We start from the raw sequence: 15,019 nt of genomic DNA, 5'->3' as shown, positions 1-15,019 counted from the left end.
GTGCTGGGCTACCCCAACGCGGCCCTGCGCGACCTGATGGCGGAGCGCTCCATCGTGCGCCGCCTCAAGGAACAGGGCCGCACCGCCACCTTCGCCAACGCCTACCCCGCGCCCTACCTGGACGCGCTCGGCATCCCCCGGCGCCCCTCCACCTCCCCGCCGGAGTTCATCCTGCCCCCGCGCACCGCGCGCAAGGTGCGCGCCTCGGCCGCCAAGCTCGCCTTCGCCGCGGGCGGTGAACTCCTGCGCACCCTGGACGACGCCCGAGCGGACGACGGGCTCACCCACGACATCACCGGCGAGCAGGCCCGCTCCCACGGGCTGTCCCTCCCCCTGCGCACGCCCGAGGAGGCCGCCGCCCTCTTCTGGCGCATCGCCACAGGCGCGGACTTCACCTTCTTCGAGCACTACCTGGCCGACGAGGCCGGCCACGCCCAGGACTTCACCGCCGCGCGCGCCGCGCTGGACACGTTCGATGCGTTCACCCGCGCCGTCGCCGCCACCCGCCCCGCCGACGCGCGCGTGCTGGTGTGCAGTGACCACGGCAACGTGGAGGACCTGTCGGTTCGAGGACACACCGTGCACCCGGTGCCCATGCTCTACTTCGGGCCCTCCGCCCCGGAGGTAGCGTCCTTCACCACCGTCGCGGACGTGGGACGCGCCGTGATGCGCTGGCTTGGGGCCAACTGAGGGGCTCGGGATGCGGGTGGGCAGTACCGGTGGACGATGGTGCATCATCCTCGTGGCGCTCGCCCTGCTCCCGGCGTGCGCGTCCATGACCCGGAAGCCGCCCGTGGATTCCGAAGCCTCGTTGGACCTGCCCGGCGGTCGGTTCCTCTTCGCCCATGGCCCCAAGGAAGCCCAGGCCGCGGACATGGTGCGCCGGGCGGTGGAACACGCCGCGCCCCGGCTCGCCCGCTGGGGCACCTTCCGCGAGCCCGTCACCCTGGTCATCCACCCCAACCACGCCGCCCTGGAGCGCGCCGCCAACCGCCCCGACCACGACTTCCTGCGCGCCTGGGCCCGCTATGAGCAGGTGGAGGTCCAGAGCCCCCGCACGTGGACGCGCTCCGGGGCCTCCCAGAAGCAGGTGGACGAGCTGCTGCTGCACGAGCTCACCCACAGCCTGATGTACCAGGCGTCCGCCAGCCGCATGACCTGGACGAAGAAGGGCATCCCCCTGTGGTTCAGCGAAGGCATGGCCTCCTACACCGCTGGACAGGGCTACCGCGTCCCCAGCCTGGAGGACCTGTCCCGCTTCCTCCACGACTCCCCCCAGGCCGACCCGCTCGCCCGCGCCGAGGCGCTCTACGAGTCCGAGAACGCCACCGTCTACGGCGCCGCCCACCACGCCTTCACCTTCCTCATCACCCGCTACGGCGAGGAGCGCGTCCGGGGCACCCTCCAGGCCATGAGCCAGGGCCAGGACTTCCCCCCGGCCTTCCAGCAGGCCATCGGCATCCCCGTGGACAGCTTCCTGCGCGACTTCCGCCGTTACGTGTACCTGCGGGGCTTCAAGGGGGGTCGCATCAACCCACCCGAGCCCGGAGCGGGTCGGTTTCGCGGCGAAAACCGGGGGCTTCCCTGGATTCCATTGATCTCCAAACCCTTGCCCCCACCTTCGGGCCCGCCAGACACAACTCTGGAGGGCACAAGCCCGAAAAGATGAAGACGCCCGCTATGCGTGGGCCGTCGGAGGATTCCCCCCGTGAGTGACTCCAAGATCAACCGCCCGACCGGCGCCCCGGCCCCCGCCAAGGCGTCCCCCACGGTCGACGCCGAAAAGGTGCTCGCCCAGCAGAAGGCCGCCGCCGCGAAGGCCGCCGCCGCCCGCCGGAACACCTCCGCCTTTGAATCCACCCCGGCCTCGGGCGCGAAGGCCCCCGTCGCCGGCTCCGGAACCCTGGCCCGCACGGGCAACACGGAGGCCCTGCTGGGCGCTTCACCCACCGCCCCGGTGCGTCCGGGCGCCACGGTGGAGAAGCCCGTCACCCGCACCATCACGTTCACCTACGACGCGGGCCCGCACAACCAGCTCACCAACCCGAAGCTCAAGGGAAGCTGGGACGCGGACGGCCGCTTCAACGCCCAGTGGAGCGGGGGCGGCATCCCCATGAAGCCCCTGGGCAACGGCAAATACGAGGCCACCGTGAAGGTGGCGGACGACGGCCTGGCCCGCAACTGGGAGTGGGGCGTCAGCGTGGACGGCCCGTCCGGCAAGGACCAGTGGGCGGTGATGGGCGAGGGCAACCTCAAGCTGGACCTGTCCAAGCCCACCGCGTCCTATTCGCCCACGACGTACCACCAGATGGGCGCGCAGCGCTCCGGCCAGGACGTGTCCTTCAAGTTCTGGGCGCCGGATGCACGCGCCGTCCAGGTGAAGGTCACCGACAAGCAGGGGCAGCAGCAGCGCATCCCGCTGACGCGCGACGAGGGCGGCAACTGGACCGCCCAGGCGAAGGGCGCCTGGAGCAACCTGGAGGGCAAGTCCTACGTCTACGAGGTCGTGGACTCCACGGGCGCCACCAGCGACCGGCCGGACCCGTACGCGCGCCGGATGATGGGCGAGCAGCGCGGCCTGGACCGCCTCTTCCTGGACCCCATGCGTGGCAAGGAGGTGGACCGCTACTTCCCCGGCGCCACGCCCCTGATGCGCTTCGACGTGGACGACGCCGAGGACGCGGACAGCGCGTACCTGGTCCTCAAGGACGGCGACGGCAACCCGCTCAACAAGGCGCAGCTCCAGGAGCGCCTGGGCAAGTTCGACGAGACGCTCGTCGACAAGTTCCGGGGCGGCGCGGCGAAGAGCGACTTCTGGTCGCGCAACGTCACGGACGACGGCCGCATCAAGATGACGAACCAGGGCGGCGCGTGGACGACGCTCATCAATGATCCGTCGAAGCTGGAGGGCCTGCGCTACGAGTTCCAGGTGTTCGACAAGGACGCGCAGGGAAAGCTGCACCTGCGCGACGACGTGAACAACGACGGGAAGCTGTCCCAGACGGAGCGCATCTCCTCGTCTGAGAACGACCCCTGGAGCGACCTCATCACGGTGGGCAGCGGCGTGGACTTCCGCGGCTCCGTCTTCACGGACCCCACGGCGTTCGTGTTCAAGAACGACAACGTGCCGCGTGAGAAGGACCCGTCCAAGTGGACGGTGTACCAACTGCACGCGGGCAGCTTCCTGGGCCAGGCGGGCAACTCCAACCGCTCCACCATGGAGGACCTGCTCAAGAAGCTGGATTACTTCAAGGAGCTGGGCGTCACCACGCTGGAGCTCTTGCCCACGAACGAAGTGGAGGGCAGCCGCAACTGGGGCTACCTGGGCGTCAACAGCCTCGCGGCGGAGAGCTCCCTGGGCTTCGAGGACGAGACGGGCCAGTGGGTGGAAGGCGACGAGGCCCTCAAGCGCTTCATCGACGCGGCCCACGGCAAGGGCCTCAACGTGGTGTCGGACGTCGTCTACAACCACGTCTTCGGCGACCACAACGGCCTGTGGAACGTGGGCGGCCCCAGCAACCCGTACTTCAACTGGTCCAAGGAGCCGGGCAAGTTCGAACAGCGCGACACGCCCTGGGGCGCTGTCCCCGCGTACAACACGCCTCAGGTGAAGCAGCTCTTCATCGACCACGCCGTGCAGCAGGTGCAGGAGCTGAAGTTCGACGGCCTGCGCTTCGACTTCACGGAGCCCATCAAGGGCGTGGGCGGCAAGGACGGCTGGGACATGCTCCGGGAGATCAACCGCCAGGTGCACTTCGTGAACCCCAACGTGTGGACCGTGGCGGAGCAGTTCGACTACGAGCCGGACATCTCCCGCCCGGCGAAGGCGGACGGCACCGGCGGCGGCTTCGACGCGCAGTGGTACACGGAGTTCCAGCACCGGCTGGTCAACGACAACAGCAAGCCGGGCCTGGTGCAGGCGGCCGCGCGCGGGCTGAAGACGGACATGGACGCGTTCGTCAACCTCATGACGGCGCCGCGTGGGCTGGACAGCTGGCAGAAGGCGCTGTCCATCATCTCCAACCACGACGAAGTGGGTAACGCCCAGCGCACGATGAACACCGCGGAGGGCGAGAAGGCCACCGACTTCCCGGACCAGTGGACGCGCGGCGCGGCCCGCTTCGCCGGCGGCATGGGCATGGCCGGCCCCGGCATCCCGATGTTCTTCCAGGGCGACGAGTTCGGCGCGCAGAACGACTTCCGCTGGGGCAACCCCTCCACCTGGGACAACGACTGGAGCTGGCAGGACGTGGGCAAGGGCGTGGACTTCGGCAAGGTCACGTTCAACGACGCGACCAAGGCCACCTACGAGCGCCTCTTCACGCTCTCCCCCGACGCGCAGACGAAGGACGCCGCGTACAAGGCCTTCTCCGCGGACGACAAGAAGCTCTTCCAGGAGATCGCAAGCCTGCCCGCCGCCGAGCGCAAGGACGCGATGCTGGACGTCACCCGCCGGCAGAGCTTCAGCTTCTACAAGGACGCCATCGGCCTGCGAAACAGCAGCCCGGCCTTCAGCGCGGCGGCGGAGGTGAAGCGCGTCTACACCCACAACGACGACAGCGTGATGGCCTTCACGCGCAAGTCGGGCAACGAGGAGTTCCTCGTCGTGGGCAGCCTCAACAAGAAGAACCTGGACGGCTACGCCCTGCCGCTGCCTCCCGGGCAGTGGAAGGAAGTGCTGAACAGCGACGCCGCCGCATACGGCGGCGGCAACTTCGGCAACTTCGGCGCCACGCTGGACGGCGGGAACACCAAGGTGAACATCCCCGCCGCCGGCTACGTGGTGATGAAGCGCGTCGGTTAGTTCTTCGTCCCCTTCGCTTCCGGCCCGGCCGCCTGTTTCGGGGCCGCCGGGCTGGGAAGCAGGGGCGGCCGGTCCTTGCCCTCCATCGCCCGCTGCAGCTCCAGCTCCTGGAGCAGCACCGCGGGCGCGACGGTGGACACCGGCACGTTGCCGCTCTCCGCGCCGCAGAAGCCGTTGAACACGCCCAGCCGCTGGCCCGTGGCGAGGATGCGGTTCACCGACGACAGCGGCGTGCCGACGATCTCCACGCCGCGCACCAGCGTCTCCTCGCCCGTCTTCACGTCCACGCGGTACACCATGCGCGGCACGCCCTTGAAGGCCTGGTAGCCGAAGCTGGACGTGTTGGTGTTGCCGCCGGTGATGTCGCGGATGATGAGCCCGTACGGCTTGCCCTGCCGCTTCGCCTCCGCGACGAGCAGCTTCTTCAGCTCCACGTCACTCACCTGCTTCGCGCTGTCCACCATCAGGTTGCCCATGCGCGCCACCGGCTGGAGCGTGCCCTGGCCGCGCCCGTGGCCGTTGGACTTCGCGAAGCCCTCCACCGGGTGGCGGCTCATCAGGTAGCCCTTGAGCACGCCCTTCTCCACCAGCGACACCGGCTGCCCCTTCACGCCCTCCTCGTCGTAGAGGTAATAGCCGTTGAGCGGCTCGCCGTTCACCTCGCGCCGGGAAGGGTCATCCCGCAGCGACAGGAAGGACGGGAGGATCTGCTTGCCCTCCTGGCCCTTGAACGTCTTGCCATCGCTGTCGCCGTCCTGGCGGTCCGCTTCCAGCCGGTGGCCCAGCGTCTCGTGGAAGAGCACGCCCGCGGCCTCCGGGGCCAGGATGGCGGGCCCCGCGTACGGGACGATGGCCGGCGCCTGCCGCAGCGCGAGCAATTCGTCGATGACCTTCTGCGCCGCCGCGTGGACCTTCACCGCGTCCGGCATCCCGGCTTCCGTGGGCAGGTAGAAGCTGCGCGAGTCATCCAGCAGCTGTCCGTCCGGAGCGCGCGTCACCGCGGAGACGTGCAGCGCGTACAGCGTCTCCTCGGTGATGAGCTTCGTGCCCTCGGAGGAGACGAACAGCCGCGTCGCCTTGTCCGCGGTGATGCGCACCTCCGAGTCGAACAGCTCCGGGTGCGCGTTGAAGCGCGCGGAGACCTCGCGGGCCAGCTTGCGCCACTTCTCCCGGTCGAAGGGGAAGGCCACCGGCGGCTGCACGTAGGCGGAGGGCGTCTCGCGGGAGAAGGACGCCGCGCGCTTGGGGTCCTCCACCGCGTAGACATCCTCGCCCTTCTTCTTCAGGAACTGGAAGAGCGCGGCCTTGTACTTCTCATCCGTGACGAGCCACAGCGCGGTGCGCAGCGCGAGCGGGGACTCGTCCAGCGGCCCCTCCTTGCGCGCGGTGAAGCTTGCGCCCTTGCTGGTGCTGAAGCCGAAGTCGAGCGAGTCCGCGACGGAGCTGTCGAAGTCGTAGCTGCCCACGCGCACGTCCACGCCCAGCTTGCGCTCGCGGTAGTCGTCGTCCTGGAACAGCGCCCCATAGCGCGCGACGAGCAGCCGCGACTCATAGTCCTTCACCAGGTAGCTGATGAAGTACGGCGCTTCATGGCCGTTCACCTTGAGCTGTTGCTGGTTGCGCGTCAGCTCCGCGGACATCGCCTCCAGCAACTGGGAGCGAGGGTCTGGCGCGGGCGCCGCGCCCATCAACAGCGACGCGGCCAGGAACAGCGGGAACAAGGGACGGAAGGCGTTGGGCACGGCGCGCACTGTAGCCAGAAACGGGCAAGGGTCCTCCCCCCACGCGCAGCCCCTCCCGGCGGCGCGTGAAGCGAGGACCCTCTCGCCTGGAAGCCTTGCGGTCTCCAGGGCATGTCGTCTGTCCTGTACCTTGAAGCCTTACGCCTTGATGATCTTCTCGCGTCCCTCCGTGACGGCCTTCGTCGCGTTGCGCGTGTCGATGACGATGTTCGAGCGCTGGACCAGCTCGTTGTAATCGATGTGCGAGTGGTCGGTCAGGATGATGACCGCGTCGTACTGGTTCAGGGTCTCCGGATCCAGGGGGACGGACGTCATCTCCATGTTGAAGCCGTGGCCCTTGTGCAGCTCCTTCACGAACGGGTCGTGGTAGCTGATGTCCGCGCCCTTCTCCTTCAGGAGCGTCATCACGCGCAGCGACGGGGACTCACGGAAGTCGTCGATGTCCTTCTTGTACGCCGCGCCCAGGCACAGGACCTTCGCGCCGTTGAGGACCTTCTTGCCCGCGTTGAGCGCCTCCATCGTGCGCTGGACCACGTAGTACGGCATCTGCCAGTTCACTTCGCCGGCCAGCTCGATGAACTTGGTGTGGAACTCGAACTCGCGCGCCTTCCACGTCAGGTAGAACGGGTCGATGGGGATGCAGTGCCCGCCCAGGCCGGGGCCCGGGTAGAACGGCTGGAAGCCGAAGGGCTTGGTGCTGGCGGCCTGGATGACCTCCCAGACGTCCACGTTCATGCGGTCGCAGAGCATCTTCATCTCGTTGACCATCGCGATGTTCACGCAGCGGTAGATGTTCTCCAGCAGCTTGGAGAGCTCCGCCACGCGCGTGGAGGACACCGGCACGACTTCCTTCAGCGCGCTGCCGTAGAGGGCCACCGCGACTTCAAGGCACGCGGGCGAGTAGCCGCCGACGACCTTCGGAATCGTCTTGGTGTTGAAGCCCTTGTTGCCCGGGTCCTCGCGCTCGGGGCTGAAGGCCAGGAAGAAGTCCACGCCCGCCTTGAGGCCGCCCTTCTCCAGCAGGGGCTTGAGGATCTCCTCGGTGGTGCCCGGGTAGGTGGTGGACTCCAGGATGAAGAGCTGCCCTGGACGCACGTACGGGGCCAGCGCCTCGCCCGTGGCGATGATGAAGCTCATGTCCGGCTCACGCGACGCGGTCAGCGGCGTGGGCACGCAGATGATGACGCAGTCCAGCTCGCGCGACTTGGCGAACTGATTGCTCGCCGTGAGCTTGCCCGCCTGGGTGAGCTTCGCCAGCGGCTCGCTGGGGATGTGCTTGATGTAGCTCTCACCCTTGGCAATCTTGTCAATCTTGCGCTGATCCACGTCCAGGCCGGTGACCTTGAAGCCGGCGTCCGCGAACGCCATGCCCAGGGGAAGACCGACGTAACCAAGCCCCACCACGCCCACCTTCGCTTCCCGATTGCTGATCCGCTCCAGCAAGGGGTTGCCAACCATTACGCGCATTGTCGTTACTCCCAGCAATTGACAGGCGGCCTCTCCGGCTCACCTGTCCCACCCCACAGCGTTCACCTGAAGACGAACACCCACCCCAGCCTCGCCGGAGGCGTCTGCTGCCTCCGGAACTCCACCGACACCGACGGCACCACCCGCCCATAGCCAGGCGAGTACTGCGACGGCACGAGCGAGGTTTCCAACCCCTGCTCTAGAAGCACCCAACCCACGGGCGCCTTTGCCGGTCCAATCTCGACAGCCCGTGCCTCGAAGGACCCAGGTCCTTCCGGCACGCGCTGGGCCCGCGCCAGCACCGCCGCGTCAGGCTCACACCACCGCGCCTGCCCATCGGGCAGATGCAAACGTCCCACCACATCATGACGGCCCGTACCGATGAGCCGGTCTCCCACGGCCAGCGCACGCACGTGCCGGTCCAGGAGGAAAGTCCTCTCAATGCCAACCGGCGACGCCAGGTGCCGGTAGCCGTCGTGTCGCACCACCAACCGGTCGTGCCGCGCGCCGGGCTGGAAGGCCACGACGCGAGCCCGTGCATCTTCCGGCAGCGCGAACAGCCGTGCCGGGTCCATGGGGGCCTGCTCCTCCCCATCCACCTGAAGCGTGTTGTGCGCCGCGGTGCTCCGCATCGCGTTGCGCAGCGCCGGATCCCGCGTGTACGAACCTGTTCCCGGGTCGACGATGACGGGGCAGCCGTCGACATGAAGCTCAAAGGAAAGCTTGTCGTTGTGGCTGTGTCCCCCGACCCCCCGTTGCCCTTGTTTGCCGGCCGAGACAGTGAGCACGGCCCCGGCGCCGCGCAAGGTGTGAAAACCCCCCACCGGAAAGCTCACGGATACAGGTGCCGGCGCCACGGGCAGCGCGACGAAACGCGCGATGCCCGCGTTGCCCAACAGCCACGCTGCCTCGTCCGGGAACACACCGCCGGAGAGCCCTGCATCATTGAAGAGCGCCGCGCCCAGGCCAGACAGATAGCCCTGTTCGCGTTCATCGCGCTCCTGGAATGGAAACACACGGCCTGAATCGTTGTCACCGACCTGCGGTGCCAGGCCCTGTTCGGAAGACCACGCGCGGGACGCGACATACATCAATCGCAGACGCGCTTCGTACGCGGGCCCCAGGGACACGCCCGCGCCGCGCGCGACGACCCAGGCCAGCGTGAACAGCTCCACCGCCAGCCGGTGGTAGGGAATGGAGCCCTCGAAGGACGTGCCTTCCGGATGCACCTGCGCGTCCATCTGCGCGCGCAGCCCGTTCGCGGCGAGCGCCACCTGCCGGGGCGCGCCCGGCAGCTCCGGGAAGAGCAGGCCCACCACGGCCAGCCCCACGTAGTTGGAGACGAGGTGGTTGTTGGGCACCGCGCCGTGGTCCTCCAGGTGGGCCTCCACCCACGCGGAGTGCTCGGTGAGCGCGCCCAGCACGGGCACCAGGAACTCCGGACGGCGCACCTCCGGCGCGTCCGCGAACATCGCCAGCGCCTGCGCGAGGTTGGCCGCGCGCAGGGCGATCTCCATGGGGCACGTCCAGTGGACGCCCATGCCCACGGGGTTCGCCTGCAGGAAGTCCAGCGTCTGCGCGACGAACGCCGTCGCCAGCCGCGAGCGCCCCACCGGCGAGTTCGTCACCCAGGCGCCCTGCGCCAGCGCCACCAGGCTGTCCAGCCGGCCCATCACCCACGGGTACTTCGGATCCATGCCCTTCACGAGCAGCCGCAGGCTCTCCACGGGCTCCACGGGGTAGCGCTTGCCGCTCAGCGGATCCAACGACCAGTCCACCGGGCGGCCCTCGCCGAAGGACACCGGCGTGCCGAAGACGTTCCAGGCCTGCGCGAGCGCCTGCGCCGCGCGGGCCTGCGTGCGCTGCTTCGCGCCCGGAAGCTTCGCGATGGCAGCGCGGACGGACTCGCGCTGGGACACCTCACACCAAGCCCGCGAGGAGCGGTGATCCAACGCCAGCGACACCAGCGCTTCGGCGGAAGTGGCACCGAAGGACTCCAGGAGCTGGGCCTCGTCGACCTGCTCGCGGCGGCGGTAGAGCGCCTGCCGCGCGACACCCTGGACACGGCGGACCGCGCTCTTCGCCAGTGCCCCTGGCGCCATCCGAGCGATCGCCGCGTAGTAATCGAGAGTTCCCATCCGCCCCTTCCCGAACCGCTTGACGTGGAAGGCTGATAGCAAGCGCCCGGCCAGAACCTTTTCCCAGTGAGAGCAAGGGTTTGGGCCGGGTGTCCTGCCCCGGCGGCGGTAAAAATGTCCTCCCGCCGCCGATCGCGGCGGGTAAAGAATTCCTGATCGGCGGCGAAGCAATGGCCCAGCGCTGGAGCCGTTGCGCCTCCACCGAGCCGTGCCCATTCCTTGGCGCGTGCGGGCTGGGGCTTGGATGGGGCGGCGCATCGAGGACGACCTCGATGCCAGGGTGGAAACGACGCTGACGGCGGTGGCCGAGCAGGCGCTGCGCAAAGGAACGCGCGCGGGCCTGGAGGCCCTCCTCAAGGCGACATTGCGGCTGACCGGTGCGACCGGCGCGGCCCTTCATGAAGGACACGCGTGCGTGATGAAGGTGGGCCGGGTGCCCGCCCATCGCGACGGAAACAGTGACAAGGCAGCGCGAAGCCCCGTCCTCCAGGTCTGGCCGGCGCCGCTGACGACGTCGCAGCGACACGTGGTGGCGCGCTTCAGCGCGTTCGCCCCCGCGCTCCTGAAGGCACATGCGCGCGAAGTGGCGCAGGGCGAGCGGCAGTCGCGGCTCCTGGAAGCGAAGCTGCGCCTGGAGCGCACCGTGACGGCAATGGAGAAGCGTCGCTCGCGTGCGGCGCACGACTTGCGCACGCCCCTGATGGTCATCCGGGGCTACGTGGACATGATGCTCAAGGGCACCGCGGGGCCGCTCAACGCGCAGATGCAGCGCTACCTGGAGCGGCTCGCGAAGTCGGGCACGGAGCAGAAGGAGCTCATCGATCGGCGCCTGTCGCCCCTGCCCCCGGGCCTGGACGACCTGCGCCCCGTGCTGGCGCGCGCCTTCGCGCCCACGCCCGGACGCCGCCAGGGGCCGCCCACGCTGACGCTGCCCGGGGAGCAGGCCGTGCCCGTGCGAGGCACCCGCGCGGACTGGGAGCTGCTCGCCCGCACCCTCTCAAGGAGCACCACGAACGCGGTGGCCGTGGACGTCCACCTGGGCCCGTCGCTGGACGCTGGGCAGTGGCTGCTGCGCCTCCGGGCGTGCCCGGGCGCGGCCCTCACCCCGCGCAGGGAGGCCGTGCTGCGGCAGCTCGCGGGACGGCTGGGGGGCACGCTGTCCGTGCACCAGGAGCCCCGGCTGGAAGTCACCCTGCTCTGTCCAAGGGATGACGCCTTCGCGGTGCCGGCCCACCGCTAAACGGGCGGGATTGCGGGAAACGTCAGGGATTCGCGCGAAAGGTAGGCGGAGGTCGCAACTCGCCTACCTTTGCTTGCGATAAAAGGGAAAGCTGTTTTCCTTCCTGCCCTCGAAGGTCTCCCCCCATGAAGCTCTCCCGGAACTCGAGCCTCCGCTCCACGAAGTCCGACTCGGCGCTGTCGTCCCCTCCGCGCCGCAGCAACTCCGTGGATTCGAAACCGAAGACGAACACGCCGACGTCTTCTACCCCGACCCGGCCCACGCGTTCGAACTCGACGCCCGCGCCCACCCGGCCGCAGCCGGCGGACGTGACGGGCAGCCCGTCGCGCACCCGTCCCCGCAACCCGGAAGGTGCCGCGAAGGTGAACGGCCCGGACGCGGCCGCGGCGAAGAAGCCCACGACCAACACTGAAATCCGCAACTGGTACAACCAGAAGGTCGCCAGCATCCCCGCGAACGACGCGAAGCTGAAGGCTCAGGGCGCGTCCCTGGAGGACCGCGCGAAGGCGGCGGTGAACATCCGCCACGAGGCCCGCCTGGAAGCGCGCAGCTTCATGAGCAACCCGCTCGAAGTCATGATGCTCAAGGCGCGTGACTTCTTTACGTACGGCCGGCTGGACGGGCCCTCGTTCGACCAGTTGGTCAAGGGCGCCAAGGCGAAGGGGTTGACTGGGGACGCCGTCTACCAGAGCCTTATCGACAGCTCGAAGCGCACCAACCAGACCGTGAACAACCACTTCGCCAATCAGCAGGCCAAGCTATGAACGCTGAGCAACTCCTGAATCAGAAGCTGGAATGGGTGAAGACGACGGACGTGCTGCATCCGCTGCGCACCAAGGCGGACGGGCAGGAGCTGCGCATCCGCATCGGCGACTTCCCCGAGGAGTCCATGTACACGCTGCTCGTCGGGGAGCAGGAGGTCGCGCAGTTCGACGACTGGCCCAAGGCCTGGAGCCGCCCGAAGAAGTAGCGTGTCTCCCCGAGGGCCTTCCCTGACGGAGAGGCCCCGGCCGCACCCGACGCCCTGTCCCGACGCTCACGCGCAGGACGGGGCGTCGTCGTTCGTGCCGCCCGCGCCTCAGCCCGACGAGGGCAAGAGCTGCCGCACGAGCTCCAGCAGCTTGCCGCGCTCCACCTCGCGCTTGACCAGGTAGCCGTCCGCGCCGGCCTCCAGGCCCTCCATCCGGTCCTCCTGGCTGTCCAGCGACGTCACCAGGATGATGGGCGTGCGGCGGAACATGGGGTGCTTCTTCATCCGCCGCGCCAGCCCCACGCCGTCCAGCCGGGGCATCTGCCAGTCGCTGACGACGAGCTGGCAGTGCACGCGATCCAACACGGACCACGCCTCCTCGCCATCCGCGGCCGTCACCACCGGGTAGCCGGCGATCTCCAGGAGCGACTTCATCGCGAAGCGCGTCGTGATGGAGTCGTCGCACACCAGGATGCGCGGCATCTTCGTCTCGCCCACCGGCGAGCGCATCTCCGGCTTGGCCGCGCGCAACAGCTCCAGCGCGTTGAGCACCGGCACCACGCGGCCGTCGTCCAGCACCGCCGCGCCCGCCAGGTGCGGGACGCCCTGCAGGTGCTTGCCCAGCGCCCGGACGACCAGCTCCTGCTGCCCCACCACCTCGTCGATGGCGTACAGCACGCGCTCCTCGCCCAGCGCCAGCAGCACCGCCGTCTGCCGCCGCCCGGACTCCAGCGCCAGCTCCAGGCGCGGCAACCCGATGGCCTCCGACAGCGTCAGGAACGTGAGCTGTTCGCCATCCAGCCGCGCCACCACGCGTCCGGCCACCGTGCCGATGTCGTCCTTGTCCAGCCGCAGCACCCGCTTCACGGTGTCGGAGGGGATGGCGGTGATGGTGTTGCCGGTGCGCACCAGCAGGCCCAGCGCCGCGGCCAGCGTGAGCGGCAGGTCCACGATGAAGCGCGTGCCCTTGCCCGGCGTGTACTCCACGTCCGCGGAGCCCTGCAGCCGCTGCGCGGTGGCCAGCACCACGTCCAGGCCCACGCCACGGCCCGACGTGGAGGTGACCTCCTCGCGCGTGGAGAAGCCCGGCTGGAAGATGAGCCGCGCGGCCTGCGCGTCCGTCAGCTTCTCCGCCGCGTCCTGGGTCATCAGGCCCCGGCGCACCGCCGTCGCGCGCACGCGCACCGGATCCAGGCCCGCCCCGTCGTCCTCCACGATGACGCCGATGCGCGTGCCTCGCGCCTCCACGCGCACCGTCAGCCGGCCCGAGTCCGGCTTGCCCGCCGCGCGCCGCCCCTCCGGCATCTCCAGCCCGTGGTCGATGGCGTTGCGCACCAGGTGCACGAGCGGATCCTTCAGCGCGTCCACGATGCGCCGGTCCAACCGCACGTCGGTGCCGCCCAGCTCCAGCACCACTTCCTTGCCCAGCCGCGACGCCGTCTCGCGCACGGTGCGCCGCAGGGGCTCCAGCACCTGCGAGGCCGGCACCATGCGCAGGTCTCGCAGGTCGTCGCGCACCACCTGCGCCACCAGCGCGTGCTGCTCGCCGTCGCGGTGCGCCTCCTTCGCCTGCTCCAGGAGGCGCTTCTGCATCTGGCGCATCAGGCTCACGCCCACGCGCAGCTGCTCCAGCGCGGTGCCCCCGCCCGACAGCGCAAGCTGGGACGCGGCGCGCTCCAGGTGCAGCAGCACCTCATGCGCGTGGTCCGTCAGCGCGCGGAAGCTCTCCGTGCGCCGGCCCGCCTGCGCGCGGCCCGCCACCAGGTGCTCCACCTGGAGCGCCAGCGAGTCCAGCGTCTTCACCGACACGCGCACCGCGCGGTCCACCGCCCCGCCCCGGGCCTCGGCCGCCGTCGTCGCGCGCGCCGCGGGCTTTGGCACCACCGGCGTCGGGGCCACGGGCGCGGGCGTGGGCGCCGGGGCCTCTCCAGCGTCCTCCATCAGGCCCAGCGCCGTGCGCAGGTCCACCAGCGCGCCCGCGACCTCCGAGGCCGCCTGCCCCGCCGCGTCCCCGCCCTCCTCCATGCGCGTGAAGCCCAGCGCCGCGGCCTCCGCCAGCGCGGCCACCTGCTCCGCCTGGGCGGCCTCCGCGCTCTGGCGCAGGGCATGCGCCCGCTCCACCGCCGCGCGCACCGCGCCCGCCCGGTCCTCCACCTTGGGGGACACCAGCCGGCCCAGCGCGGCCTCCAGCGCGGAGAGGATCTTCAGCCCCTCCCCGCCCAGCGCGCCGGAGTCGGTGGCGTCGTCCGACGCGGACGACGCCTCCCCGCCATGGCCCAGCGCCTGGAGCAGCGCCTGGACGCCGTCCACCGCGGGCGACTCACCCGCGTCGCCCCGGTTGAGGGCGTTCTCGATGGCGGACAGCCCCCGCAGCATCGCCTCCACGGAGGTGCGGGAGATGGGCTCCTCCACGTTGACGTGCGACAGCCCGTCCTCGATGGCGTGGACGATGCGTTCGATGTCGTCCAGCCCCAGGCTCGCCGCGGAGCCCTTGAGGCTGTGCACCACGCGCTTGAGCGACGGCAGGAGGTCCGGCTCGCGCGAGGCGGCCGGCTGCTCCAGCCCCAGCACCTTCGACCCGATGGCTTGAATCTGCTCGCGCGTCTCCGCGGCGAACACCGGCCAGATGCTGCGCAACAACTGCGGATCCATGAAACC

The 15,019-nt window shown here is 69.7% G+C and carries 10 protein-coding genes; 6 read left to right on the top strand and 4 right to left on the bottom strand.

Translation table 11 applies throughout. From position 1 onward, the window contains the following. The 3 genes from D7X74_RS05400 to D7X74_RS05390 all read left to right on the top strand — a co-directional run. The coding region (locus D7X74_RS05400) for a metalloenzyme (RefSeq protein WP_120531832.1) at positions 1-690 on the top strand (690 nt) is incomplete at its 5' end. Positions 691-700: 10 nt separating this feature from the next. Further along, complete coding sequence (locus D7X74_RS05395; protein WP_233595355.1) at positions 701-1,669, top strand: hypothetical protein; 969 nt, start codon at positions 701-703, stop codon at positions 1,667-1,669. Positions 1,670-1,708: 39 nt separating this feature from the next. Continuing rightward, entirely contained in the window at positions 1,709-4,804 is a 3,096-nt protein-coding gene (locus tag D7X74_RS05390; protein ID WP_120531831.1) for an alpha amylase C-terminal domain-containing protein, read from the top strand. Here the strand turns inward: D7X74_RS05390 and D7X74_RS05385 are convergent. The 3 genes from D7X74_RS05385 to D7X74_RS05375 all read right to left on the bottom strand — a co-directional run bounded on the left by D7X74_RS05385 (position 4,801) and on the right by D7X74_RS05375 (position 10,151). Then, positions 4,801-6,492: a TldD/PmbA family protein gene (locus D7X74_RS05385; RefSeq protein WP_120531838.1), complete on the bottom strand. Its 1,692-nt coding sequence runs from the start codon at positions 6,490-6,492 to the stop codon at positions 4,801-4,803. The two genes, D7X74_RS05390 and D7X74_RS05385, sit on opposite strands and share 4 nt — an antisense overlap. A gap of 192 nt (positions 6,493-6,684) precedes the next feature. Further along, positions 6,685-8,004: a nucleotide sugar dehydrogenase gene (locus tag D7X74_RS05380; protein ID WP_120531830.1), complete on the bottom strand. Its 1,320-nt coding sequence runs from the start codon at positions 8,002-8,004 to the stop codon at positions 6,685-6,687. Positions 8,005-8,075: 71 nt separating this feature from the next. Continuing rightward, entirely contained in the window at positions 8,076-10,151 is a 2,076-nt protein-coding gene (locus D7X74_RS05375; RefSeq protein WP_120531829.1) for an alginate lyase family protein, read from the bottom strand. Between the two features lie 244 nt (positions 10,152-10,395). On the opposite strand from D7X74_RS05375, the gene D7X74_RS05370 reads away from it, so the two are divergent. The 3 genes from D7X74_RS05370 to D7X74_RS05360 all read left to right on the top strand — a co-directional run bounded on the left by D7X74_RS05370 (position 10,396) and on the right by D7X74_RS05360 (position 12,361). After that, complete coding sequence (locus D7X74_RS05370; protein WP_120531828.1) at positions 10,396-11,391, top strand: histidine kinase dimerization/phospho-acceptor domain-containing protein; 996 nt, start codon at positions 10,396-10,398, stop codon at positions 11,389-11,391. Between the two features lie 125 nt (positions 11,392-11,516). Further along, on the top strand, positions 11,517-12,155 hold the full coding sequence (locus tag D7X74_RS44020) for a hypothetical protein (RefSeq protein WP_233601980.1): 639 nt from the start codon (positions 11,517-11,519) through the stop codon (positions 12,153-12,155). Beyond that, positions 12,152-12,361 (top strand): hypothetical protein, encoded by a 210-nt coding sequence (locus tag D7X74_RS05360; RefSeq protein ID WP_199741768.1) that lies wholly within the window; start codon positions 12,152-12,154, stop codon positions 12,359-12,361. The genes D7X74_RS44020 and D7X74_RS05360 overlap by 4 nt, the downstream gene beginning before the upstream one ends. A 108-nt stretch (positions 12,362-12,469) precedes the next feature. On the opposite strand, the gene D7X74_RS05355 is transcribed toward D7X74_RS05360, so the two are convergent. Continuing rightward, entirely contained in the window at positions 12,470-15,013 is a 2,544-nt protein-coding gene (locus D7X74_RS05355) for a response regulator (protein WP_120531827.1), read from the bottom strand. Positions 15,014-15,019 lie beyond the last annotated feature (6 nt).

The sequence above is a fragment of the Corallococcus sp. CA047B genome, assembly GCF_003612065.1.
Taxonomy (GTDB): domain Bacteria; phylum Myxococcota; class Myxococcia; order Myxococcales; family Myxococcaceae; genus Corallococcus; species Corallococcus praedator.
This window is presented reverse-complemented; position numbering and strand designations above follow the sequence as displayed.